The 22,092-nt window shown below is 71.1% G+C and carries 19 protein-coding genes; 13 read left to right on the top strand and 6 right to left on the bottom strand.

Annotation, left to right across the window (positions count from 1 at the left end; all coding sequences use genetic code 11):
- Positions 1-15 precede the first annotated feature (15 nt).
- Positions 16-1,071, bottom strand: a complete 1,056-nt coding sequence (locus ABTZ59_RS14135; RefSeq protein ID WP_351395858.1) for a FecCD family ABC transporter permease — start codon at positions 1,069-1,071, stop codon at positions 16-18.
- A gap of 187 nt (positions 1,072-1,258) precedes the next feature.
- Here ABTZ59_RS14135 and ABTZ59_RS14130 point away from each other — a divergent pair, with 187 nt between their 5' ends.
- The 4 genes from ABTZ59_RS14130 to ABTZ59_RS14115 all read left to right on the top strand — a co-directional run bounded on the left by ABTZ59_RS14130 (position 1,259) and on the right by ABTZ59_RS14115 (position 3,768).
- On the top strand, positions 1,259-1,648 hold the full coding sequence (locus ABTZ59_RS14130; RefSeq protein WP_351395855.1) for an MmcQ/YjbR family DNA-binding protein: 390 nt from the start codon (positions 1,259-1,261) through the stop codon (positions 1,646-1,648).
- Between the two features lie 604 nt (positions 1,649-2,252).
- Entirely contained in the window at positions 2,253-2,483 is a 231-nt protein-coding gene (locus tag ABTZ59_RS14125; protein ID WP_351395852.1) for a hypothetical protein, read from the top strand.
- Positions 2,480-3,073, top strand: a complete 594-nt coding sequence (locus tag ABTZ59_RS14120) for a sigma-70 family RNA polymerase sigma factor (RefSeq protein WP_351395850.1) — start codon at positions 2,480-2,482, stop codon at positions 3,071-3,073. Before ABTZ59_RS14125 ends, ABTZ59_RS14120 begins: the two co-directional genes overlap by 4 nt.
- A 5-nt stretch (positions 3,074-3,078) precedes the next feature.
- Complete coding sequence (locus tag ABTZ59_RS14115; RefSeq protein ID WP_351395847.1) at positions 3,079-3,768, top strand: hypothetical protein; 690 nt, start codon at positions 3,079-3,081, stop codon at positions 3,766-3,768.
- Between the two features lie 42 nt (positions 3,769-3,810).
- Here the strand turns inward: ABTZ59_RS14115 and ABTZ59_RS14110 are convergent, their stop codons facing one another.
- The 4 genes from ABTZ59_RS14110 to ABTZ59_RS14095 form a co-directional block, all read right to left on the bottom strand.
- Entirely contained in the window at positions 3,811-4,809 is a 999-nt protein-coding gene (locus ABTZ59_RS14110; protein ID WP_351395844.1) for an alpha/beta fold hydrolase, read from the bottom strand.
- Between the two features lie 251 nt (positions 4,810-5,060).
- Entirely contained in the window at positions 5,061-6,029 is a 969-nt protein-coding gene (locus tag ABTZ59_RS14105) for a pectate lyase family protein (protein ID WP_351395841.1), read from the bottom strand.
- Positions 6,030-6,159: 130 nt separating this feature from the next.
- On the bottom strand, positions 6,160-7,647 hold the full coding sequence (locus tag ABTZ59_RS14100) for an ATP-binding protein (RefSeq protein ID WP_351395839.1): 1,488 nt from the start codon (positions 7,645-7,647) through the stop codon (positions 6,160-6,162).
- A complete protein-coding gene (locus ABTZ59_RS14095) occupies positions 7,644-9,302 on the bottom strand; it encodes an NAD(P)/FAD-dependent oxidoreductase (RefSeq protein WP_351395836.1) in 1,659 nt (552 codons plus the stop codon). The genes ABTZ59_RS14100 and ABTZ59_RS14095 overlap by 4 nt, the downstream gene beginning before the upstream one ends.
- Before the next feature lie 326 nt (positions 9,303-9,628).
- On the opposite strand from ABTZ59_RS14095, the gene ABTZ59_RS14090 reads away from it, so the two are divergent.
- Both ABTZ59_RS14090 and ABTZ59_RS14085 read left to right on the top strand, forming a co-directional pair.
- On the top strand, positions 9,629-10,591 hold the full coding sequence (locus ABTZ59_RS14090; RefSeq protein WP_351395833.1) for an ATP-grasp domain-containing protein: 963 nt from the start codon (positions 9,629-9,631) through the stop codon (positions 10,589-10,591).
- Positions 10,588-11,520, top strand: a complete 933-nt coding sequence (locus ABTZ59_RS14085; protein ID WP_351395830.1) for an ATP-grasp domain-containing protein — start codon at positions 10,588-10,590, stop codon at positions 11,518-11,520. Before ABTZ59_RS14090 ends, ABTZ59_RS14085 begins: the two co-directional genes overlap by 4 nt.
- Before the next feature lie 7 nt (positions 11,521-11,527).
- On the opposite strand, the gene ABTZ59_RS14080 is transcribed toward ABTZ59_RS14085, so the two are convergent.
- The gene (locus tag ABTZ59_RS14080; protein WP_351395827.1) at positions 11,528-12,160 is read right to left on the bottom strand and encodes a CGNR zinc finger domain-containing protein; all 633 of its coding nucleotides are present in this window, start codon (positions 12,158-12,160) and stop codon (positions 11,528-11,530) included.
- Between the two features lie 160 nt (positions 12,161-12,320).
- Between ABTZ59_RS14080 and ABTZ59_RS14075 the strand changes: the two genes are divergently transcribed.
- The 7 genes from ABTZ59_RS14075 (at position 12,321) to ABTZ59_RS14045 (ending at position 22,077) form a co-directional block, all read left to right on the top strand.
- Positions 12,321-12,794 carry a TetR family transcriptional regulator C-terminal domain-containing protein gene (locus ABTZ59_RS14075; RefSeq protein ID WP_351395824.1) on the top strand — a complete coding sequence of 158 codons (474 nt, stop codon included), beginning with the start codon at positions 12,321-12,323 and terminating at the stop codon, positions 12,792-12,794.
- Positions 12,795-12,862: 68 nt separating this feature from the next.
- Positions 12,863-13,366, top strand: coding sequence for an O-acetyl-ADP-ribose deacetylase (locus ABTZ59_RS14070; protein WP_351395822.1), 504 nt, complete (start codon positions 12,863-12,865; stop codon positions 13,364-13,366).
- A 140-nt stretch (positions 13,367-13,506) separates the two neighbouring features.
- Complete coding sequence (locus tag ABTZ59_RS14065; protein WP_351395819.1) at positions 13,507-14,712, top strand: cysteine desulfurase-like protein; 1,206 nt, start codon at positions 13,507-13,509, stop codon at positions 14,710-14,712.
- Positions 14,713-14,739: 27 nt separating this feature from the next.
- Positions 14,740-15,549: an aminoglycoside adenylyltransferase family protein gene (locus ABTZ59_RS14060; protein ID WP_351395909.1), complete on the top strand. Its 810-nt coding sequence runs from the start codon at positions 14,740-14,742 to the stop codon at positions 15,547-15,549.
- A 110-nt stretch (positions 15,550-15,659) separates the two neighbouring features.
- Positions 15,660-19,607, top strand: coding sequence for a tetratricopeptide repeat protein (locus ABTZ59_RS14055; RefSeq protein WP_351395817.1), 3,948 nt, complete (start codon positions 15,660-15,662; stop codon positions 19,605-19,607).
- On the top strand, positions 19,604-20,809 hold the full coding sequence (locus ABTZ59_RS14050; RefSeq protein WP_351395814.1) for a GlnX family signal transduction membrane protein: 1,206 nt from the start codon (positions 19,604-19,606) through the stop codon (positions 20,807-20,809). The genes ABTZ59_RS14055 and ABTZ59_RS14050 overlap by 4 nt, the downstream gene beginning before the upstream one ends.
- Positions 20,806-22,077 carry an extracellular solute-binding protein gene (locus ABTZ59_RS14045; protein ID WP_351395812.1) on the top strand — a complete coding sequence of 424 codons (1,272 nt, stop codon included), beginning with the start codon at positions 20,806-20,808 and terminating at the stop codon, positions 22,075-22,077. Before ABTZ59_RS14050 ends, ABTZ59_RS14045 begins: the two co-directional genes overlap by 4 nt.
- Positions 22,078-22,092: the final 15 nt, after the last annotated feature.

Genomic DNA, 22,092 nt, shown 5'->3' with positions numbered 1-22,092 from the left:
CCGCCGTCAACTCCTTCACAGCTCCACCAGATTGCGGCGGCGCACCAGCAGCACGAACGGAATCGCGCCGATGGCGGCCGTCACGATCCCCACCTGCACCTCGCCCGGCCGGGCGATGACCCGCCCCACGATGTCCGAGACCAGCACGAGAACAGGCGCCAGAAGCAGGCTGTACGGCAGGATCCAGCGGTAGTCGGGGCCGGTGACGATCCGTGCGGCGTGCGGGACGAGGAGGCCGACGAAACCGATCGGCCCGGCGATCGCGGTGGCCGCGCCGCACAGCAGCACCACGGCCGCGGCCGACGCCAGCCGGGCCAGACCCACCCGCTGCCCCAGCGCCCGCGCGAGATCGTCACCGAGCGAGAGGGCGTTCAGCCGCGGCCCCAGCGCCAGCGCGAACACGGCTCCCACAGCGATGAACGGCAGCGCCTGCCAGAGCACCGCGGTGTCCCTGTCGGCGATCGAGCCGACCTGCCAGAAGCGGAACTGGTCGAAGGTCTGACGGTCGGCCAGCAGCATGACGGTGGTCAGCGAGGTGAGGACGGCGGTGGTCGCCGCGCCGGCGAGAGCGAGTTTCACGGGCGTGGCGCCCTCCCGGCCGAGCGAGCCGACGCCATAGACCAGGACGGCCGCGCCGAGCGCACCGAGAAACCCGAACCAGATGTAGTGCGGCGGCTCCGTCAGCCCGAGCACACCGATCGCGAACACCACGACCACCGACGCACCCGCGTTGATCCCCAGGAGGCTCGGGTCGGCCAGCGGATTACGGGCCACCCCCTGCATCACCGCCCCGGCCAGGCCCAGCGCCGCGCCCGCCAGCAGACCGGCGACCGTACGCGGAACGCGCACCTCCCGCACGATCAGCTGCCCCTTGTCTGACATGTCGGGATCGAGCAGCGCGCGCAGCACATCGCCCGCGCCGGTGTCTCCCGAACCGATCACCAGGCTCGCCCAGATCGCCAGCGCGAGTATGACCGCGATCGCCGACAGACCGACGGCGAGCAGCGGACGGCTCCGGACCGCACGACCGGACTTCTCGGTCTCCACGCCGGTCAGCGAGTTCGCCGTCACGCCCCGACGGCCTTCGAACCGATCGTGCCACCGCGCATGCGAGCCGCCCTCACTGCCTCTCCGCGACCAGTTGTCCACCGGGCGGAACTTCACCGTCCAAAAAGTAAGGTGACCCTAACATTGAAGGCCCCGCGCGGAGGTCACCGGGGAGGCCGATGCGACTCGGTCGGCAGGGACGGCATTTACCATGGTGGCCGTGACCGTGATTGATGCCGAGGAAGTCCGCCGTATCGCGCTGTCCCTCCCGCAGACAGTGGAGAAGGAGGCGTGGAGCATGCCCACGTTCCGTGTCGCGGGGAAGATGTTCGTCACGGTCCCGGACGATCAGACGTCGTTCGCCGTGCGCTGTCCGCGGTACGAGCGTACGGAGCTGATCGCGGCCGAGCCGGAGAAGTTCTGGGTGCCGCCGCACGAGGCGAGTTCCGCGTGGGTGCGGGTGCGGCTGGGCGCGCTGGAGGATCTGGACGAGCTGCGCGACATCCTCGTGGACTCCTGGAAACAGGCCGCTCCGGACAGCATCGTGGAAGCGTTCCCCGCTCCGGAACCCGGCGCGGGCACCGTCACCAAGCAGGGCTGAGCCGTACAACAACAACGCCCCCTCCGTCGGAGGGGGCGTTGTACTGCTCGATCACGTCAGCGTGCTGCTCGATCACGCCAGCCAGGGCCGACGGCGGGATTCGTACCCGCGAACCGAGAGAACCATAGCCCGCGATCGACGCGCATCGGGTGGCGTTCGGCGGACACGCCGACTGGCACGGGGGTGAAACCACCCGTTCGATGGAACGGCGGGCGGATCCATGTCGCGCGGCCCGGGAACGTCTCGCCCGCGCCGGCTGAGAGCGTGTGCCAGGTAGTGGGGCACAACTGAGTGATCTGCGCCACATTCAGATCGATTGTGGATTGAACTCGACGCGGGGGGCACTGGCGGTGGCTCGGTTCGCGCTGTCCCGTCGGCGCAGGTCGGGGCCTGCCTGACGGTGTTCACTCGCTTACTCGGTGTGGCGCATGGGGTGGATGGGGCGGCATCTGTATGTAAGGGGACGATCGCTTTCCGTATTTTTCTTGGGTGTCGCGTTGCACGTTTGACCACCCCGGTCCGAAAAGCTGCTTCTTGAGGACATCGAAGTCCTCCAGCACCAGCGGGGGTTCAAGGGTGCTGCTCAGTAGAAGAAGGACATGCCGTGACGCCCAACGACGTCTTCGCCCTGCTGGTGCTCGCCACCGCCGTGCGCGTCTTCGCCTCGGACCTGCGCTACCTGACGCGGCGTCTGCTGCGTGCCGGGGTGCGGGTGGGAGCCGCCGCGCTCATAGAGGACCGCCACCACGGCGCTCCCCGCGCTCCCCGCGCTCCTCGTGCTCCCCGGACCGAAGTGCTCACGCCCGCCGCCCACGACGAGGAGGCCCAGCCGTGAACACCGACCTTCCGTCGCCCGACGACCACGGCGAATACCTGGCCGAGGTGCGGTACACCCTGCCGCCCGCCCTGGAGGCCTTCCACGACCTGTATGTGAAGGCCTATCTGAACTACGCCCACGCCATGCTCGGCGACAAGGCAGCGGCCGTGGCGGTGGTGCGCCGCTGCTTCTCCCATCTGGCCCTCAACTGGGAACACGTCATGCGGGCGGAGAGCCCGGAGGCATACGCGTGGGCGCTGCTGAAGGCGCGGGTGGACACCCATCTGCGGCTGGTGGGCCTGGACCCCCAACTGGTGGAGACCGCCGCGTTCCAGCGCACCGCCCGCGCGGTGCTTGAGTCGGTGCGGTGCACCTTCGAGGTCATGGAGACCTCCCTCGGCCTCTACACCGCCATCGCCTCGCTGCCCGAGCGGCAGTACGACGTGATCGTGCTGCTGTATGTGCTGGGCTACCCCTCGTACAAGGTCGCCCGCATCATGGGTGTGGAGCGCGACACCGTCCGTTCCCACCGGCGGCTGGCCAAGCGGCGTATCGCCCAGAAGCTCGGCCTCCCCCTGTACGCGGACGCCGGCAAGGAGAAGGAGTGAACCCCATGCAGTCCCCGCGCGGCATCGACGAGGTCCTGGAAGACGCTGTGATCCCCGACGCGTTCGCCGAGTACGACCTCGCCGCCTCCAAGGCGCAGATCGCCCGAGATGTCGCCGACACGCTCATGTTCGACGGCTCCGTCGCCCGTAACGCCGGTGTCGCCCGGCCCGGGCCCGCCGCCCCGGCCGACTTCTTCCCGACCGTCCACGATCAGGCGGGCAAGGACCTGCACGCCCTGTCGGCCGAGGCGTTGCACGGCATCGACGCGGCCGGGCGGCTGGCCAGGCTCGCCAACTCCCGCCGTATCGACCCCGACGGCGCGCTGTACTTCGCCTGCCTGCTGAACCTGGCGGGATGGCACGAAGGCGCCCAGTTCTGGTGGCAGTTCGCGGCCGGCGCGGGCAACCCCACGGCCGCCTACTGCCTCTATCTCCTCCATCTCGGCAGAGGTGAGCGGCGTGACGCCGCGCACTGGGCGGACCAGGCCGCCGATCTCGACTCCGGGCTCGTGGCGCTCCCGGCGGGTCGTCTCAGCGTCTGCCACCCCACCACACACCACCGGCGCCCGCCCAGCCCGGCGCTGCGCGCGGCCGTCCAGCGTCTGACGATCGAGGAGGACGAGGAGTTCGGCAGCGTTCCGCACCCCGACCCGCATCTCGCGGAGCAGATCGGGGAACTCGCCGACGCGTTGTGAACGCGCCCGGCACGCGGATACGGGGTCGGTCGCGGGGCGCGGTCAGCTCCGCGCCGGCACCGGCAGAGCGCGCAGCCAGTCGGTCAGCAGCCGGCCGACCTCGTCGGCGCGTTCCTGCTGCACCCAGTGCCCGCAGCCTTCGAGGATGTGCGAGGAGACCAGACCGGGGAGGGTCGTGGGGTACGCCCTGATCGCGTCGGCCAGCCAGGTCGTGGACGCGTCGAGCGCACCGCCGATGAACAGCGAGGGCTGGGTGATCGGCGCCCCGTCCCACGCGGCGAGATCCGCCCAGTCCCGGTCCATGTTGCGGTAGCGGTTGAGCGCTCCGGTCAGCCCCGAACGCTCGAACTCGTGCGCGTAGACGTCGAGATCGGCCTCGCTGAGCCATGAGGGCACGGAAGCGTCGGGGAAGCGGTCCGAGAGTTCTCCGCCCGCCGGGACGAAGTGCGGATCACCGCCGTCGGCCGGGGGAACCGCGTCGCCCGAGAGCGCGGCGTAGAACCCGGCCAGCCAGCCGCGGACATCGCGCTCGATCTCCGCCTCCGCCCGGCCGGGCCGCTGGAAGTAGCTGACATAGAACTCCTCGGGGCCGCCCATCATGGAGAAGGCGTCCGTCGGCCGGAAGCCGCCGCGCGGCGTGTAGGGAACGCTGAGCAGTCCCACCGCGGTGAAGACATCGGGCCTGAGCAGCGCCGTATTGGCGGCGATGTTCGAACCCCAGTCATGGCCGATGACGGTGGCGGTCTCCTCGCCGAGCGCGCGCACGACACCGACGTTGTCGGCGACATGGGCCAGCATCCGGTACGCCTCGATGTCATGGGGTTTCGAGGAGCGCCCGTAGCCCCGCACATCGATGGCCACCGCCCGGAACCCCGCCGCGGCGAGCACCGGGAGCTGGTGGCGCCAGGAATACCACGACTCGGGGAACCCATGGACCAGAAGGACCAGGGGACCGGTGCCCTGCTCCACCAGATGGATCCGGCCGCCCGGAACATCCACCAAGCGGTGTGTCACATCCGGTACCTGCGCGTGCTGAGACATCCGTCCTCCTTGTGCGATCCCGCGTTGGTCGTTCGACGGCCTACCACGGCGGGGCGGCCGACAGCCGGGCCCCGCCGTGACGAACACCGTCAGCACGACCATGTGGCCGCGGCACGCCACAAGCAAAATCTCTTTGCCGATCCGGCAAACCGGCCTCGCGCACTGGCCGTGCCGCCTCGACGGCACATCGGCGACGCTGTGCTCGGGGTCGTTCCGCCACGGGAACGGCGGCGCGGGCGCCCCGGGGTGCGTCAGATCTTCCCCGTGCCCGCACCCGCCGTCACCGAGGCGACGACACTCGACGCCGGTTCCGCCGTGTAGCTGTACGGAGGTGTGGTGAAGGAGCCGGTCTGCGAGATCTCGGTGGCGGCGCCTCCGAGGTCGTTTCCGCGCAGCACCGCGTAGCCGTCCACATCGCTGCTGCGGTTCGTGGTCACCGCGACCTTCGTGTCGCGGAAGACATTGTTCTCGACCAGCATCCGCGCTCCCATCCGGGAGTGGCAGGCGGTGTCGGCGCCCTGGACGTAGTTGTCGTAGAAGTGGCCGGTACCGAAGCGGAGGCTGGGGAGGCGCGAGTAGACGTTGCTGAACTGGTTGTGGTGGTACGTCACGCGCAAGTGCCCGGTGTCCTCACCGCTGTTGTTGTCGCTGTGACCGACGAGCGAGCCCTTGAAGTGGTCCTTGAAGGTGTTCCAGGACACCGTGACATGGTCGGACGCGTGGGTGATGTCCAGCAGTCCGTCGTAGTAGTCCTTGTCGTGGTCGCGGTCGGCCGAGAAGGCGTTGTGATCGACCCACACCTTCGTGGACTTCTGTACGGTGATGCCGTCCGCGGGCGCGACGGGCTTGCTGATCCGGAGATTGCGGATGATGACATTGGTCGATTCCTTGACGCGCAGTCCGCCACCGGTGAAGCCCGACTCCGAACCCACCCCCAGCACCGTGGTGTTGGAGCCGATGTCGACCTGGCCGCTGAGCGTGATCAGCCCGGAGACCCGGACGACCTTCGCGGACTCACCCGCGACGGCCGAGGTGAACGCGGCGAGCGTGCTGACCGTGACGGGCGTCGCGCCGCCGCCGCCGGTGGTGCCCGCGCCGAAGCCGATGGGCCCGGTTTCCGCGGCGACGGCGGACTGCTGCGGTATCGCGCCGAGGGCGGCGACGGCGATGGTGGAGGCGAACAGGGCCGCCAGGCGGCGCCGGCTGATGATCGTGGACATACGGGTGTGTCCCTTCGGAGGGCAAGGAGGGGGACGGGCGCTGTGCGCCCGGGACGTTCACCCTCTTGTCGCCGACGAGGACCGAAAGGTTGCCGGTCCGCGAGGGACGGGCCGCGGTGTCCGGCAGAGATCACTCCCCGGCGGGCGAGCCGGCCGACTCCGCCGGCGCGGCCGGGCCCACGGAGTCTGACGGCTCGGCGACCGGAGTGATCGGCAGGCACACCTGGAACCGGGTATGGCCCGGCCGCGAGTCCACCCTGATGTCGCCGTGGTGCTTGTTGACGACGATGCGGTACGAGATGTCCAGGCCCAGTCCGGTGCCCTCACCCACCGACTTCGTGGAGAAGAACGGCTCGAAGATCCGCGGCCTGACGTCCGGGGGAATACCGCTCCCGGTGTCCGTCACCTCCACATACAGCCGCTCGCCCGCCCTCCTCGTCCCCAGCGTGAGCGTGCCCTCGCCGTCCATGGCGTCGACCGCGTTGTCGATCAGATTCGTCCACACCTGGTTCAGCTCGGCGCCGAACGCCGGGATCGGCGGCAGTGCCCGGTCGTACTCCTTGACCACCCGGATCCCGGCGGGGATCTTCGCCCGCATCATCGTCAGCGTGGCGTCGAGCAGCGTGTGCACATCCACGACCTGATGCGGTGCCCGGTCCAGCTGGGAGTACTGCTTGGCCGCTCCGACCAGGTCGGAGACCCGGGTCACGGCGTCGTCGATCTCCCCCATCAGCAGTTCGGTGTCGATGGCGTACGCCAGCCAGCGCACCGCCGAGTCCAGATGGTCCTTGCCCACCGCCTCGGCGACCGACGCCAGCCAGGGCACATTGACTCCTCCGGAGACCAGGACGGGTGCCACGTCCCAGGGCCTGGCCACCTCGTGCTCGTCGAGCCAGTCGGTGAGTTCGTCCTCGGCGTCCGAGGCGTCGAGCGCCGACATGGGGGAGGCCGCGGCGGCCTGCTTGACCGCCGCGTCCTGGAGCTCCACCAGACCGCGCAGCCGGGTGCCGTCCAGCCGGCCGTCCGCGATCAGGGCGAGTTTGTGCCGCATCCCGGCCACCCGCTCGCGCAGCGCCTCGGTGGCCCGTACCGCCGCCGCGGCCGGATTGTTGAGTTCATGGGTGAGACCGGCGGACAGCGCTCCCAGCGCGACCAGCCGCTCGCGCTCGCCCAGGATCGTGTCCGCCGCGCGATACCCGAAGAAGAGCCCTTCGAGCAGATGGAGCGCCATCGGGAACCAGCCGCGTATGGCCGCGGCGAACTCGTCGGCCGGCAGGGCGAAGAACTCCGCGTCGCTGATGGCCCGTAGCGTGTTCGTATAGGCCTGGTCGACGCGGTCACCGAGGTACGCCTGGGTCGCCCCGCTGTACGCACCGCGCCGGTCGGTTCTGGTGACCTCGATCTCGTCACCGTGCAGCCGTCGGCTGAGCGTCACGGCACCGCTGAGCAGCACGAAGAAGCAGGTGGCCGGCTCGCCCTCGGAGTAGACGGCGCTGCCGCCCGTCCGCCGCTCGACCCTGCCCCGCTCCGCCAGCCAGGCCAGCTGGTTCTCGTCGAGCGCCTCGAACAGGAACAAGGTGCGCAGATCGGCCGGCGTCAAACGGTTCGAAGCACTCACTGTGACTCCAAGTAGCGGTGGACCAGGGAGATGGCCATCGCGCCGTCACCGACGGCGGACGCGACGCGTTTGAGCGACGCGGCACGGACGTCACCGGCCGCGAACACCCCCGGCACGCTGGACTCCAGGTGGTAAGGGTCCCTCGGCAGCGGCCAGTTGGCCGGCCGCCGCCCGTCGGCCACCAGATCGGGGCCGGTGATCACGAACCCCCGCGCGTCGCGCTCGACCACACCCTCCAGCCACTCCGTACGCGGCTCCGCGCCGATGAACACGAACAGCCACGACGAGTCGACCGAGTCCGTCGCCCCCGACCGGATGTCCCGCAGCGTGATCTGCTGCAAATGGCCGTCGCCCTTCCCGCCGACCGCCTCGGTCCAGGGGTGGACGACGACATGGTCGATGTCGTTGATCTGCTCGATCAGATAGTTGGACATCGAACGGGACAGATCGGCGCCCCTGACGAGCAGATGCACACGCCGCGCGAAGCGGGAGAGATACACGGCCGCCTGCCCCGCCGAGTTGGCGCCGCCCACCAAGTACACCTCCTCGCCCGAACAGGTCGACGCCTCGGTGACGGTGGACCCGTAGAAGACCCCCGCTCCCGTGAACTCGTCCAGGCTGGACGCGGCCAGGCGGCGGTAGGAGACACCGGTGGCGAGCACCACCGTATGGGCGGTGATGGAGCTGCCCTGTCCGAACCGCACCACCCGGCCCGATCCGGCCGCGTCCAGCCCGACGACCTCGCGGGCACTGAGGATCTCGGCGCCGAACTTCAGCGCCTGGCGGCGGGCGCGGTCGGTGAGCTGGGCTCCGGAGACGCCGTCGGGGAACCCGAGATAGTTCTCGATCCTGCTGCTCTGTCCCGCCTGCCCGCCGGTCGCCTCGCGCTCGACCAGTACCGTACGCAGCCCCTCGGACGCGCCGTACACCGCGGCGCCGAGCCCGGCCGGTCCGCCGCCGACCACCACGAGGTCATAGAAGTCCGAGGTGGGGGTGGTACTCAGCCCGACATGCGCGGCCAGCTCCTTCTCGGCCGGTGCCACCAGTGACGTGCCGTCGGAGGTGACCACCAGCGGTACGTCGGCGGGGGCCACTCCGGCGGCGGCCAGCAGCCTGGCGCCCTCGGGCTCGTCGGCGGGCAGCCAGCGGTACGGCACCAGATTGCGGGCGAGGAAGTCACGTACGGCGAAGGACGGAGCGGACCAGCGGTGCCCCACCACGCGGGTCTCGGTGATGGTCGGATCCGGGGTGGTCGCCCAGGCGTCCAGCAGCTCGTCGATCACCGGGTACAGATGCTCCTCCGGCGGATTCCACGGCTTGAGGAGGTAGTGATCCAGATCGACGACATTGATCGCGTCAATGGCCGCGCCCGTGTCCGCGTACGCGGTCAGCAGCACCCGTCGGGCAAGGGGGAAGAGGTCCATCGCCGCTTCGAGGAACTCGATGCCGTTCATCTGCGGCATCCGGTAGTCGGCGAGCATCACCGCGAGCCGTTCACCGCGCAGCTTGATCTCGCGCAGCGCGTCCAGCGCCTCCGCCCCTGAGACGGCGCGTACGACCCGGTACTGACCGCCGTATCTGCGCCGGATGTCGCGGGCGACCGCTCTGGAGACCGCCGGATCGTCGTCGACGGTCAAGATCGTCGGGTTCGCCATGCCATCACCATCGCCTGAGGACGAAACGGCCTTCAAAGAACCTCCAATCAAACAGTCTACGAGCGCCCGCCCGCTCCGCCTCCAGACGCCCGGGGCGCGGGCAGGACAGGGAGCCGCGGCTTGCCGAAGAGTGACGGACCCACGACACGGAGTGGCCGGGCGTCGCGCGCTCCCGGCCGGGGGCGGGCGGCTCTGCCGGACGGTCCGAGCGGTCGGATGACAGGTGGGGTCGGCAGGGCTGGTGGCGGGCCCGGTTACGGTGGGGCGGATCATGGTCTCCGAGATGTCAGCTGTCCGTTGGTGTCCGGGGGTTGCGGGGAGGGTCGATGAGGCTCTGTTTTGTGGTGGAGGAGCAGTACCGGTTCGACGGCATGCCGGTGGAGGTGATCGGTCAGCTCGCCGGCTGGGGGCACCGGGTGGACGTGCTACGGCCCGGCGCGTCACCGCTGCGGTTGTCGCAGGCGGTACGCGCGGGCGGTCATGACGCGTGGGTGCTGAAGACGGTCTCCGGCGGGCCGGGGCTGGCGTTGCTGGAGGCCGCCGCGGCGGTCGGGCTGACGACGGTGAACGACGCGCGGTCGATCCGTGGCGTTCGGGACAAGATGGCGGCGGCGGTGGTCGGCCACAGCCGGGGACTTCCGGTTCCGGAGACATACGCGGTCGCGCGCCCCGAGTTGCTGGCGGAGCTTCCCGCCGCGGCGTTTCCGTTGGTGGTCAAGCCCGCCGAGGGGAGTTCGGGGCGGGGCGTGCGGCTGGTGCGGTCGCCGGACCGGCTGGCGGCGGCGAGTGCCGGGCTGTCGGGGGAGGGGACGCTTATCGCCCAGCCGTACATCCCCAACTCCGGCGTCGATCTGAAGGTGTACGGGGTGGGTGGCGAACTGTTCGCGACGGAGCGGTCCTCACCGCTGCATCCCGGGAAGTCCCAGCGGGAACGTTCCGTTCCGCTGCCGGCGGAGGTGGCGGGGCTGGTCGCCGAGGCCGGTGAGGTCTACGGGCTCGATCTGTTCGGTGTGGATGTGCTGCTGGGCCCGGACGGTCCGGTCATCGTCGACGTGAACGATTTCCCGAGTTTCCGGCGTGTGCCCGACGCGACGGCGCGCGTGGCGAAGGCGGTCCTTGAACTGGCGCGCACGGGCGGTACCGCTCGTGGCGCGGCGGCGGTCGGCCCGGTCCCGCGGCCGGAGGCGGTGTCAGAGTCCGCTCCGGTGGCGGTGCCGGGGCCCGTATCGCTCCTGACGTCCGCCGGGGTTCCGTTCCGGATACCCGCGACGGCGGGAGAGGCCGGATGAGGATCTGTCTGATCACCTCCCGGCCCGATCACCCGGTGCTGACCGCGACGACCGCGCTGCTGACCCGCCATCACCAGGTGACGACGATCGATCCGGAGCGGGAGCCGGAGCCGGACCCGGCGCGGGACCCGGCGCCGGCCCGGGAGGTGGGCCCGGAGCCGGGCCCGGAGCCAGGGGGCGACGGTTCGACCGGCGACCCGGCCGCTTCCGGCTCGCTCGCCGACGTCTATCTGCTGAAGGCACGGACACCGCGGGCACTGGCCCTGGCCAGATCCTTCGAGGAGCGCGGGGCTCCGGTGCTGAACTCGGCCGCGGCGACCGCGCTGTGCCAGGACCGTACGGAGATGGCCGCTCTGGCCCGGTGCGCCGGGCTGCCGTTCGCGGCCACCCGTACCCTGACCAGCCTGGCCGCACTCGCCGACGAGCCCGACCTGCCGTATCCACTGGTGGTCAAGAGCAGGCACAGCCGACGACATGACCTCGTCACCCGGGTCGATGGCGCCGCCCGGCTGCGCGAACTGCGCTCCGCATGGGCTCAGGAGCCGGTCGTGGTCCAGCGGTTCAGGGAGAACAGCGGCTGGGACCACAAGCTGTGGGTGATCGACGGCCGGGTCTTCGCGGCCCTGCGCCGCTCGGAGCTGGCCGAGGGCGGGCGGGGCCCGACGCTCCCGCTCGCACTCGGCGATCTGCCCGACGGCTGGCAGGACTTGGCGCGCACGGTCGGTTCCGTATTCGCGCTGGAGGTGTACGGCGTCGATGTGATCGACGCGGGCGACGGCACCCCACTGATCGTGGACATCAACGCGTTTCCCGGAATACGGGGCCGGCAGGGCGCCCCGGAAGCCCTCGCGGCCTTGGCGCTACGGACGGCCCGGCGGTCGGCACGGCGCTCCGCGCGGCGGTCGGCGGCGGTTGGACCGTCGGTCTGACCACCGCTCACCGGCCGTCCGTGTCCGCGTCGCCTTCGGCTCGCGAGTCCGCGCGGCGGCGGGTGCTCTCCAGTCGGCGTGCACGGTGGCTGGCGACGTTGAGCCGGTTGCCGCACAGCTCGGGCATGCAGTAGCGACGGCGCCCGGCCTTGCTGGTGTCGACGAACATCCCCTCGCACACCGGCGACGCGCAGTGACGGAACCGGTCGTGGCTCAAGGTCCGCAGGGCGCCGAGCAGTCCGGTGCCCATGAGAACGGCCAGTTCGTCGGCGACGGACGTATCCGGTGACGTCATGACGTACCACTGCCAGCGGTCCTCGCCGTCGCGGTACAGGGACGGACCGATGCCGCCCCGCCCGACCAGCGCGCTCGCGGCGTCGACGACATGCTCCTCGGCGTCGGCCTCAAGAATGGCGCGGATCTCGCCACGCAGGGCGCGTACTTCTTCGAGGTCGGTGTCGTCCGGCCGCCGGCCGTCGGCGAGGGCGTCGAGGTGGATGTCGTGTTCGGCCAGGAAGTGCGTCAGCGCGGCGGGGTCGGTCAGGATCTCGCCCACCGTCCGCCAGACCAGGGGCGAGGTGTTGACCAGATCGGTCGCCGTACCCGCCCCCAGCTTGTAATTGGAAAAAGAAATCTTCAAGCCTTACTCCATGCTAGGGTAACCGAATAAATCAACTATACCCATTACCCCCTCGGCCTCGGACCGGCTCGGAGCCGGTCGGCAGCGGGCAGGGAGGGGACGGGGGACCGACGAGCCAGTGCCCCGGGACACCGCTGAGAACACCGCTGAGGAGAACACCATGGACACCGCTCCCTTCCTGGCCTACCTCGACGGACGCCAGGTCCGCTGGCAGCTGACACTCGACGAGTGCGTCGACAACGCCGGTGACGACCCGCGCGCCCGGCTCCTCGCCGTCTTCGACGCCCTGCGGTCGTGGGCGGCCTCATCGCCCGGCTTCCGCGGTTGCGCGCTCGTCAACGCCATGGTCGAGCTCGCCGATCCGCGGCACCCGGCCCGCTCCGTGACCGCCGCCCACAAGCGGGCGCTGCGCGCCAGGATGCTGGAGCTGGCCGAGGCGACGGGCGCGCCCGATCCCGGCCTGCTCGTGGACCAACTCCTGCTGGTCTACGAGGGAGCGATCGCCGGTCACGCCGTGGGCAGCGTGGAGAAGGCCGAGGACAAGGCGCACATCACGGCCCGTCGGCTGATCGCCGCCGCCACTCCGTATCCCCTCGACACCTTCTGGGCCGGCCCCGAACCCACGGCACGGTAGCGTCGCGAAGGGGAAACGCCAGGTCAGACGCCCCATCTCGGGTGAGGTCAGGTGGCATCATCGGGCGCATGGCTCTGATCGAGGTCGTACAGGGTGACATCACACGCCAGGACGTGGACGCCATCGTCGCGGCGGCGAACACGTCGCTGATGGGCGGAGGCGGCGTGGACGGCGCGATTCACCGGGCGGCCGGGCGGCGGCTCGCCGAAGCGGGCGCCGCGATCGGACCGTGCCGGCCGGGTGACGCGATGGCGACCCCCGCGTTCGACCTCGATCCACCGATCACGCATGTGATCCATACCGTCGGCCCGGTCTGGAACGGCGGACAGCACGGCGAGGGCGAGGTCCTCGCCTCCTGCTACCGCCGCTGCCTTGAGGTCGCCGACGAACTGGGCGTCAGGACCATCGCCATTCCCGCCGTCTCCACCGGTGTGTACGGGTTCCCGGCGCAGAGGGCGGCGCGGATCGCCGTCGCCACCGTCAGATCGTCACCGACCTCGGTCGAGGTGATCCGGCTCATCGCCTTCGACCGGGAGACATATGACGTGCTGACAGCCGTCCTCGGGGAGTAGCGAGCCGTTCGGGCGGGGCCGCTGCCCCGGGCCGTGCCGCCAGGGCTGTGCCGCCCGGACCGGAATAGTCACTTCCCCTGCGGCCCGGTCCGCGCCAGGCTGGGGCCCGCACGAGTCATCAGCGAGAGGAACCGACGGCAATGACGTTCGACGTGGCGGCGGTACGCGCGTCCTACCCCGCGCTCAGCGACGGTACGGCCTATCTCGACGGCGCGGCGGGCACGCAGGTGCCGACCGCGGTCATCGACGCGATCACGGACGCGTACCGGTCCGGGATCGGCAATGTGGGCGGCTCGTTCGCGGCCAGTCGGCGCGCGGGGGAGATCGTCGCCGAGTGCCGCCGGGCAGTCGCCGATCTGGTCGGCGGCGTTCCCGAGGGCATTGTCCTGGGCCCGAACACCACGTCGCTCGTCTACCGCTTCTCCCAGGTCCTCGGCTCGACCTGGCGGCCCGGTGACGAGATCGTGGTCTCCCGGCTCGACCACGACGCGAACATCCGGCCGTGGCTCCAGGCCGCGGCCCGCGCGGGCGCGGTCGTCCGGTGGGCCGAGGTCGACCCGGCGACCGGTGAACTGCCGGTGGAGCAGTACGACACGCTGCTGGGCGACCGTACCCGTCTGGTGGCGGTGACGGCGGCCAGCAACATCCTCGGCACCCGCCCCGATGTCGCGGCGATCACCGCCAAGGCGCACGCCGTCGGCGCCCTGACATTCGTCGACGGGGTCCACGCCACCCCGCACGGTCCGGTCGATGTCGCGGCGCTCGGCGCGGACTTCTACGCGACGAGCGCCTACAAGTGGTCCGGGCCGCATATCGGCGCGGTGGCGGCGGACCCCCGGCTGCTGGAGACGCTGAGCCCGGACAAACTGATCTGTTCGCCGGTCGCCGTGCCGTCCCGGTTCGAGACCGGCACGGCGCCCTTCGCGGACCTGGCCGGCGTCACGGCCGCCGTCGACCATCTGGCCGCGCTCGCCGGCCCCGCTCCGGGCGACCGGCGCGCGCGGCTGCTCCGGTCGATGGCCGCCGTGGAGTCGTCGGAGAGTGAACTGTTCGCCGTGCTGCGGCGGGGGCTGGTGGAGCTGCCCGGGGTCATGCTCCACGGCGAGCCCGCGCACCGGACCGCGACCGTCTACTTCCGGGTGGCGGGGCACACACCGCGAGAGGTCTCCGAGCGGCTGGCGGCCCGTGGGGTGAATGTCTGGGACGGTCACTGCTACGCCTGGGAACTGGCCGGCGTGCTGGGGCTCCGGGACACCGGTGGCGCGGTACGGGCAGGGCTGATGCACTACAACGACCGCTCGGACGTGGACCGGCTGCTGGCGGCCGTCGCGGAACTGGAGGCGTGACGCGTGGCGCCGCCGGTTCAGGTGCGAGTGCCGGGCCCAGGCTCGGAACCAGGTCCCGCCACCGAGGACATCCTCCGTCTGGTTCACAAGGTGCTCGGTGATGACATCATCGGCGGCTACCTGCACGGCTCCGCCGTGCTCGGCGGTCCCCGGCCGCACAGCGACATCGATGTGTTCGTTGTCGTCCGGCGGCGCACAACGGCGCGGGAGCGACGCGCGCTTGTCGACGGGCTGCTGGAGATCTCCGGCCACAAGGCCCGGCGCGGCCCCGCTCGTCCCGTCGAGTTGACCGTCGTCGTCCAATCCGACGTCAACCCGTGGAGTTACCCGCCGCGCCGCGAGTTTCAGTACGGTGAGTGGCTTCGCGACGCGTACGAGCGGGGCTTGACGCCCTCCTCGGAGCCGAGCCCCGATCTCGCGCCACTGATCACGATGGTGCTGCTCGGACAGGCCACGCTGACCGGGCCCCCACCGGGCGACGTACTCGATCCCGTTCCGCACGAGGACCTCGTACGCGGGATCGTCGACGGTGTCCCGGACCTTCTCACCGAGCTCGAATCGGACACCCGTAACGTCCTTCTGACCCTTGCCAGGGTCTGGATGACCGTCGTGACCGGATCGGTCGACTCCAAGGACGCCGCCGCCGACTGGGCGCTCGCCCGGCTCCCGGCCGAGCACCGCGCCCCGCTGGCTCGCGCGCGTGCCATCTACCTCGGAGAAGAGGAGGAGCGCTGGGACGACCTGCTGCCGTACGTCCGCGCGCACGCCGAGCATGTCGTGGCGGCGATCCAACGCGGCACGACGGGGCCGGATGTCACTCCCCGTGGCTATTGTTGAGAGGTATGAGGGAGACCGGGGGAACTTCCGCATACTTTTCGGCGGACGGTAGTTGGCGGGTACGGCTGTTCCAGGGGGAGGACCGAGGGGCGGCGCCGCTCGGAGCGGGAGTGCTGCTGTCCGGTGGGCTGGTGCTCACCTGCGCCCATGTCGTCCTGTCCGAGCGCCGTCCGGGAAGCGCCGGTGCGTCCCGGCCCTTGGAGCGGGTGTACGCGGAGTTCCCGGGCGCGCGCTCCGCGGTGCCCGAGCCGCTGAGCGCCGAGGTGCTGGCAGACTATCTGCGGCCGCCCACCTCGCACGTCAGCGCCGACATCGCGCTGCTGCGGCTGGCCGAGAGACCGCGGGTGAAGCCCGCGGTGCTGCACCGGCAGATCCCGGCGCGCAACGCGCTGGTGCACACGGTCGGCTATCCGGTGGACCTGCCGGGCGGTGAGCACATCAACGCCCGGCTGCTGGGGCGCGGCGGTCCCGGCCACGACCCCGAGTGGGTGCAGCTCGACCCCGAGTCGGCGCCCTACGCGGTACGGCACGGGTTCAGCGGCAGCGGTGTGGTTCACAGCGGTACGGGCGGGGTCATCGGCATCCTCGTGGACCAGCACGGCACGGAGCGCTTTCCTGTCGCCCTGGGCCACGCCTATGTGATCCCGACCGAGACGATCCTGAGGCATCTGCCCACCGACAAGCTGGATCTGTTGGTGTCGGGGCCGCGCGCGGTCTCCCGCACCATCCCGCTCGCCCCCGGCACGGGGAGTGGGGAGCGCGCCCTCGGGCTGCGCCGGACGATGACCCGGTGGCTCGGCGACGGCGGCTCCGCCACAGGCACGGGCACGGCGGGTACGGCGGGCACCGCGGGCACGGCGGGTACGGCGGGCAAGGCAGGTACGGACACGGGAGCGGGACCGGCCACCGATACGGGAGGGGCAGGGGGAGCGGGGGCGGCGTCGCGTACGAGCACACCGGCGGCCGGGGCGGCATCCTCTCTCGACCTCGCCGCGGCGCCCGAGCGCGTGGCGGAGCCCGTGGAGCTGGCCTTCGCCCATGACGGCGACCACGACGCACTGTTCGCCATCCACTCGACACTCATCCTCGCCGACCGTGAGCGCAATCCGCGGGCGGTACGCACCGGTGGACCGATGGATCCACAGGCGGGCTCGATCGACATCGCGCTGGACGCGACAGGCTGGACGGCCGAGCAACTTGTCGTCCGCACCGCGGCCAGGACGGGTCTGCGCGACCGTACGTCACCCGCCGCCGACACCGCCGTACTGCTGGAGCGGATCGCCGAGCAGTGCCCGCCGCTCTCCGCCGCGTTCCTCTCCATCGACCGGGTCGCCCCGGCGGGAGAGGCGGCCCTGCCCCTGCTCCGCGCACTGCTGAAACCCGGCCACAGCAGACTGCTGCTCGTCTTCCGCGATCCGCACTCCCCACTGCTGGAGCGCGTCGCCGGTGAACTGCTCGACCCGGAGTGGGCGGAACGCCGCGCGACGGCCATCGCCGGGCGGCTGGCCGTACTCACCGCCCTGGAGAAGAGGGGCCGTCAGCTCCAGCGGACGAGGACGGAGCGGTGGGCCGTGCGGGCTCCGGAGTCACCGGCGAGTCAACTCGCGGCGCGGTTGGCGGAGTTGCGCCAGGGGGACGTGCTCCGCAACAGCGCGGTCGTCGCGTACGAGCTGTTCCGGCTGACCACCGAGGTCGAGGACGCCGTACAGTCGCTCGATCTGCCGCACACCCCACGGGGATACGTCGTACTCCCGCCGGGTGACGGACTCACCGACCTCCCGCATGTCACCGTCGGCAATCCCGACGATTTCGTCGAGCCGGAGCCGGAGCCGGAGCCGGAGCCGGAGCCAGAGCCAGAGCCGGAGCCCGCGCCCGACCACGCGCCTGAGCACGGTGACGCGTTCGAAGCCCGGGCCCGTCCCCCACGCGCGCCCACCGACGCGGCTGGTCCCGGTTCCGGTCCCGGGCTCGTACGCGGGCAGGAGCTGCACCAGCAGTACCGGGTCGTCGGCCGGCTCGGCCAGGGCAGCTACGGGCAGGTGTATCTCGCCCGCGACCAGATGCTCGAAGAGCGGGCCGTGGCGCTCAAGGGCGTGCGCGATCCCGATGATCCGAGCGCCACGAAGACCGCCCTGACGGAGCGTCTGCGGCTCGTCAGCCTCAACCATCCCTCGATCATCAAGGTCTTCAACTACGCCAAGCACCCCGGTCACCCGGCGAACACCGCGAAGTTCATCGTGATGGAGTTCGCCGACGGCGCGCCGCTGGCCTGGGTCGCCGAGCAGATCGCCCAGCGCGTCGCGCCGTTCCACGACTACCGCGTCCATGAGTTCATCGCCGTCTACGGACTGCGCATCCTGAACGCGTTCACCTATCTGCATGTTGAGAGAGAGTTCGTCTACGGTGACCTCTCCCTCACCAATGTGATCCACTGCGGCGACGGCATCAAACTGATCGATGTCGCCGGTGTGCGGAGGATCGGTTCCCCCGGGCCCGTGACCTATCCGGCCCCCGAGCTGCGCACCTCCACCCATATGACCGTGTCGGCCGATCTGTATGCCGTCGGCGCCGTTCTCCAGGCGCTGCTCGACCGGGTGCCCGAGGACCCTTCCGGTCTCGGTACGACATCACTGCGAAGGGCGCTGAGCCGCGCCATGGCGCCCCGGCCCGAGGAGCGGTTCGCCACCGCGGAGGAGATGTCCGTCCAGCTCCGCGGCGTACTGCGTGAGCTGCGCTCGCTGCGGATAGGTGAAGAGACGTTCGAGCCGTCACCGCTCTTCGCCGCGGCGCCCGCCGCCCTCGACGGCGAGCTGGGCAAGGCCCCGCCCCTTGAGCAGTGGCGACACGGCGGCAACGGCAAGCGCCGGCTGACGGCCTGGCCACCGAGACCCACGGAGGTCGCTCTTGGGCTGCCGGTCCCCAAACCGGATGACGCCGACGAGAACTGGACAGAGTTACAGCGCACTTCGTACGACGATCCGGCCGGACTGCTCCAGCTCAGCAGCGCCTGGGACGAGTCCCCGGAACGGGCCCTGCTGCGCTGCCGGCTCCATCTGGAGATCGCCCGCGACCATCCCGCCGAGGCCGTCAGGGAACGGGCCGCCGCCGAGCGCGAGCTGACGCGGGCCCGGGTCGCCGTCGGCGCTCTCGCCGCCTACGACTGGCGGCTGCACTGGCATCAGGGGCTGCTCCATCTCGCCCGTGACCGGGTGGAATCCGCGCTGGAGTGCTTCGACCGGGTCTACGCGGCGATCCCCGGCGAGTACGCCCCCAAACTGGCCCTCGGCTACTGCCACGAGGTGCTCGGCCGTCCGAAGGAGGCCATGGTGCTGTACGGGGCCGTATGGCACCGCAATCACGCCCTGGGCGGCGCCGCCTTCGGTCTCGCCCGTATCCATCTCGCCGACCGGAAACCGCGACTCGCCCTCGACTGTCTCGAAGCCGTCCCCGCCGATTCGCGCCATCGCACCGCGGCCCGGACCGCCATGGTGCGCATCCTCGCCGATCCGCCCGTCGACGGCTCGCCGCCGACCGTGGCCTCGGCCAGACAGGCGTGGGTGGCCCTGCACCGGCTGACCCTGAAGGAGGGCCTGACCGACCGGCACGCACAGGAACGGCTCCGCGCGGATCTCCAGGAACTGCTGCTCCTGCTGGTCACGACCGCGCGGGGGAGTGAGCCGAGCCGTACGGTTCGAGGCCGCGGGAGAGGGGGCCACGGCGGAAAGGCTCCGGACGCGGCCGAAGCGGAGTCCGGGCCGCTGGCCACGCTCCACGCGGAGCTGGCGGAACTGCCCGAGACGATCCCCGCCCCTGTCACGGCACGGGAACTGCGCGAACAGCTTGCCGCCTGTTATCTGCGGCTCTCCGAGCAAGTGCCCTTCACCGCACGCCCCGAGGACCGGGAGCTCGCCGAGGCCCTGGTCGACAACGCGTACCGCACCCGCCCCTACGCCTTCAGCCATCGCCGCGGTGAACCGAGCCGAGGCCTGTTCCGCGGCTGGCTCCGCGGCCGGCCCTCCGGCCCGGCGGACGCCACCACGACCGGGGAGCGGAGATGAGCCGCCGACTCGCGCGCCGCCTCCAGGACGGCTCCGCCGGGGAGCCCGGCGGACGCGTCGTGCGGTCGTTCGCGCGCTTCGGGCGCCGTATGAACTGGCGGGGAGCGGGGCGCGCGCTGTGGCGCTGGGCGTCCGGGCGCACGCCCGCGGGCGACCGGCGGTCCACCGCGCAGTTCCTGCTCGGCCGGATGCTGCTGCTGCCCGCCGTCGCCTTCACGGTGCTCGCCCTGGCGGCCACGGCGTACTTCGACCTCCAGGGCCGTACGGGACAGCTCCGCGACCGCTACGCCCCCGCCCTGGTCGAACTGACCCACGCCAGGGTCTCGCTGACGCTCGCGCGGTACGAGGCCGAGCGCCGGCTCGGCAAGGGCGGGGAGGAGCCACTCGCCCAGACCGCGCTCGTCGGGCTCGGCGAGCGCTACCCCTCCCTGCTGACCGAGGCGTCGCAGAGCCTGAACAACGCCGCGCAGACCAAGGCCCTGAACAAGGCGCAGGAGCAGGAGGTCCGGGTGATCTCGGGGCTGGTCGTCGCCTACGACGACTGGATCAACTGGGCCAACAGCCACTACGGGAGCGACGTACTGCGCGGCGCCGGCATGGAGTACGCGGCGGGCCTGCTGGGCAGCGGCACGGGCCCCATCGATGACACCTCCCCGGCTCTCCTCGATCGCATCAGGAGTCTGGAGACGGACCTGCGTACCGACGTGGACGACCTCTCGGGATGGACCGCGCTGCCGGTGGGGGCGGCGTCGGCGGCAGGGCTGGCGGCGCTGGTCTTCACGTTCACCGTCGTGGGCACGCTCAACTTCGTCAGGGGGCAACTGCGCATACGGAGCCCGCTGCTGACGGTGTACGCGGTGCCTGTCCTGCTGGTGCTCGTCGTGCTGGGTTTCGGCGCCGCCGGCCAGCACCGCGCGCAGCTGCGCGTACAGCACACGGTCGAACGCCTCGGGGACATCGCGGTGCCGCACACCCCCGAGGACGGGATCAAGAAGGAGATCAGGAGCGAGATCGACACCGACACCCTGATCGAGAAGGAGGACGAGCGGCTCGCCGCGAACCTGCGCGGCACGCACCCGGGCGCCTGGGCGCCCGCCGCGGGTCTGGCCCTGGCCCTCGCCGGGGCGTCCACCCTGGCCTGCGGCTTCACCCTCTTCCACTACGGCCGGAGGCACTTGGCGATCCACTGGAGGTCCCCATGAGAACCACGCGCCCGCTGTTCCGCGTCGCTCTGGCCGGCTGTCTGCTCGTCGTGGCCGCGCTCGTGTCGACCGGCTGCTCGACCGAGCAGGACAGGACGCTGGTGGTGCTCGGCCCGTGGACCGACGGTGAGGAACAGCCGTTCGTGGACACGCTCAAGAAGATCAGCGAGCGGACGGGAGACACCTACGTCTACGAGGGAACGCGCTCGCTCCGCGAGACGCTGGTCTCCCAGCTGCGGACGGACACACCCCCCGATGTGGCGATCCTCAACGGCCAGGGCGAGCTGGCCGAGTACGCGCGCGACGGCGACGCGCGGCCGTTGCCGGAGGGCGTGGCGGGGGCGGCCATCGGACCGTGGTCACCGAGGATCACCCTCAGGGACGAGGACGGCGAGCAGCGCCAGCACTCGTACTGGGTGCCGGTACGGGTCGACCTGAAGAGCATCGTATGGAGCCGTCCCGACGACGGGGACGCGGCCGGGAACCCCACCTGGTGCCTGGGCATGGCGTCGGGCGCCACGTCCGGCTGGCCGGGCACGGACTGGATCGAGGATCTGCTGCTCCAACGGTACGGCCCCGCCGTGTACGAGCGGTGGGCCACCGGCGATCTGGAGTGGGACGACGGACCGGTGAAGGAGGCATGGCGGTCCTGGCGGACGCTGCTGACCGCGGGCGGCGGCAACGCGGGCAAGGACGCGCTCGCCACCTCCTTCCAGGGCCGGGACGGCCTGCTGAACAGCGGCGACTGCACCCTGGAGCATCAGGGTTCCTTCATCCGTCGCCACTACGGCGATGACGTACTGCCCGCGCCCACCTCCGCCGTCGTCCCCGGCCTGCCGACCCCTCAGAAGGCGTACGAGGTCTCGGGCGACATGGCGGCCGTCTTCACACCGAGCGACGCGGCCTGGACACTCATGAGCCAGCTGACATCGCGGGAGACCCGTGACGACTGGGCCGCCGCGGCGAAACCCGCGGAGCGCCCCATCTTCCCGGACCGCACCGCGGGCCCGGGAGCCCTGACGGCGGGCACCGCGAAGGTCCTGGAACTCTTCCGGGAGGCGGACGAACTCTGCTTCGACGCCTCCGACGCCATGCCGTCGACCCTCCGAGGGGCCTTCCAGCGGGCCGTACTGGAATTCCTCCAGAATCCGCGCGACGACAAGCTGCTCGACGGACTGCTGCGACAGCTGGAGGCGGAACGGCGGTTGCAGCAGGAGGCGGGCGCGTTCGCCATAGATCACCTGTGCGGGGGCCTCCCGGACGGCTGAGCCGGCCCGCGGCGG

The organism is Streptomyces sp. NPDC094034 (assembly GCF_040303865.1).
In the GTDB taxonomy this organism is placed as follows: Bacteria; Actinomycetota; Actinomycetes; order Streptomycetales; family Streptomycetaceae; genus Streptomyces.
Note: the sequence above shows the minus strand (reverse complement) of the source record. Positions and strands in the feature narration are given on the sequence as shown.

Bases quoted from the DNA above. Each gene is read 5' to 3' on its own strand.
- ABTZ59_RS14130 (WP_351395855.1), top strand. From the start codon at position 1,259: ATGGTGGCCGTGACCGTGATTGATGCCGAGGAAGTCCGCCGTATCGCG.
- ABTZ59_RS14085 (WP_351395830.1), top strand. From the start codon at position 10,588: ATGAGGATCTGTCTGATCACCTCCCGGCCCGATCACCCGGTGCTGACC.
- ABTZ59_RS14090 (WP_351395833.1), top strand. From the start codon at position 9,629: ATGAGGCTCTGTTTTGTGGTGGAGGAGCAGTACCGGTTCGACGGCATG.
- ABTZ59_RS14110 (WP_351395844.1), bottom strand. From the start codon at position 4,809: ATGTCTCAGCACGCGCAGGTACCGGATGTGACACACCGCTTGGTGGAT.
- ABTZ59_RS14050 (WP_351395814.1), top strand. From the start codon at position 19,604: ATGAGCCGCCGACTCGCGCGCCGCCTCCAGGACGGCTCCGCCGGGGAG.
- ABTZ59_RS14065 (WP_351395819.1), top strand. From the start codon at position 13,507: ATGACGTTCGACGTGGCGGCGGTACGCGCGTCCTACCCCGCGCTCAGC.
- ABTZ59_RS14105 (WP_351395841.1), bottom strand. From the start codon at position 6,029: ATGTCCACGATCATCAGCCGGCGCCGCCTGGCGGCCCTGTTCGCCTCC.
- ABTZ59_RS14095 (WP_351395836.1), bottom strand. From the start codon at position 9,302: ATGGCGAACCCGACGATCTTGACCGTCGACGACGATCCGGCGGTCTCC.
- ABTZ59_RS14075 (WP_351395824.1), top strand. From the start codon at position 12,321: ATGGACACCGCTCCCTTCCTGGCCTACCTCGACGGACGCCAGGTCCGC.
- ABTZ59_RS14045 (WP_351395812.1), top strand. From the start codon at position 20,806: ATGAGAACCACGCGCCCGCTGTTCCGCGTCGCTCTGGCCGGCTGTCTG.
- ABTZ59_RS14070 (WP_351395822.1), top strand. From the start codon at position 12,863: ATGGCTCTGATCGAGGTCGTACAGGGTGACATCACACGCCAGGACGTG.
- ABTZ59_RS14115 (WP_351395847.1), top strand. From the start codon at position 3,079: ATGCAGTCCCCGCGCGGCATCGACGAGGTCCTGGAAGACGCTGTGATC.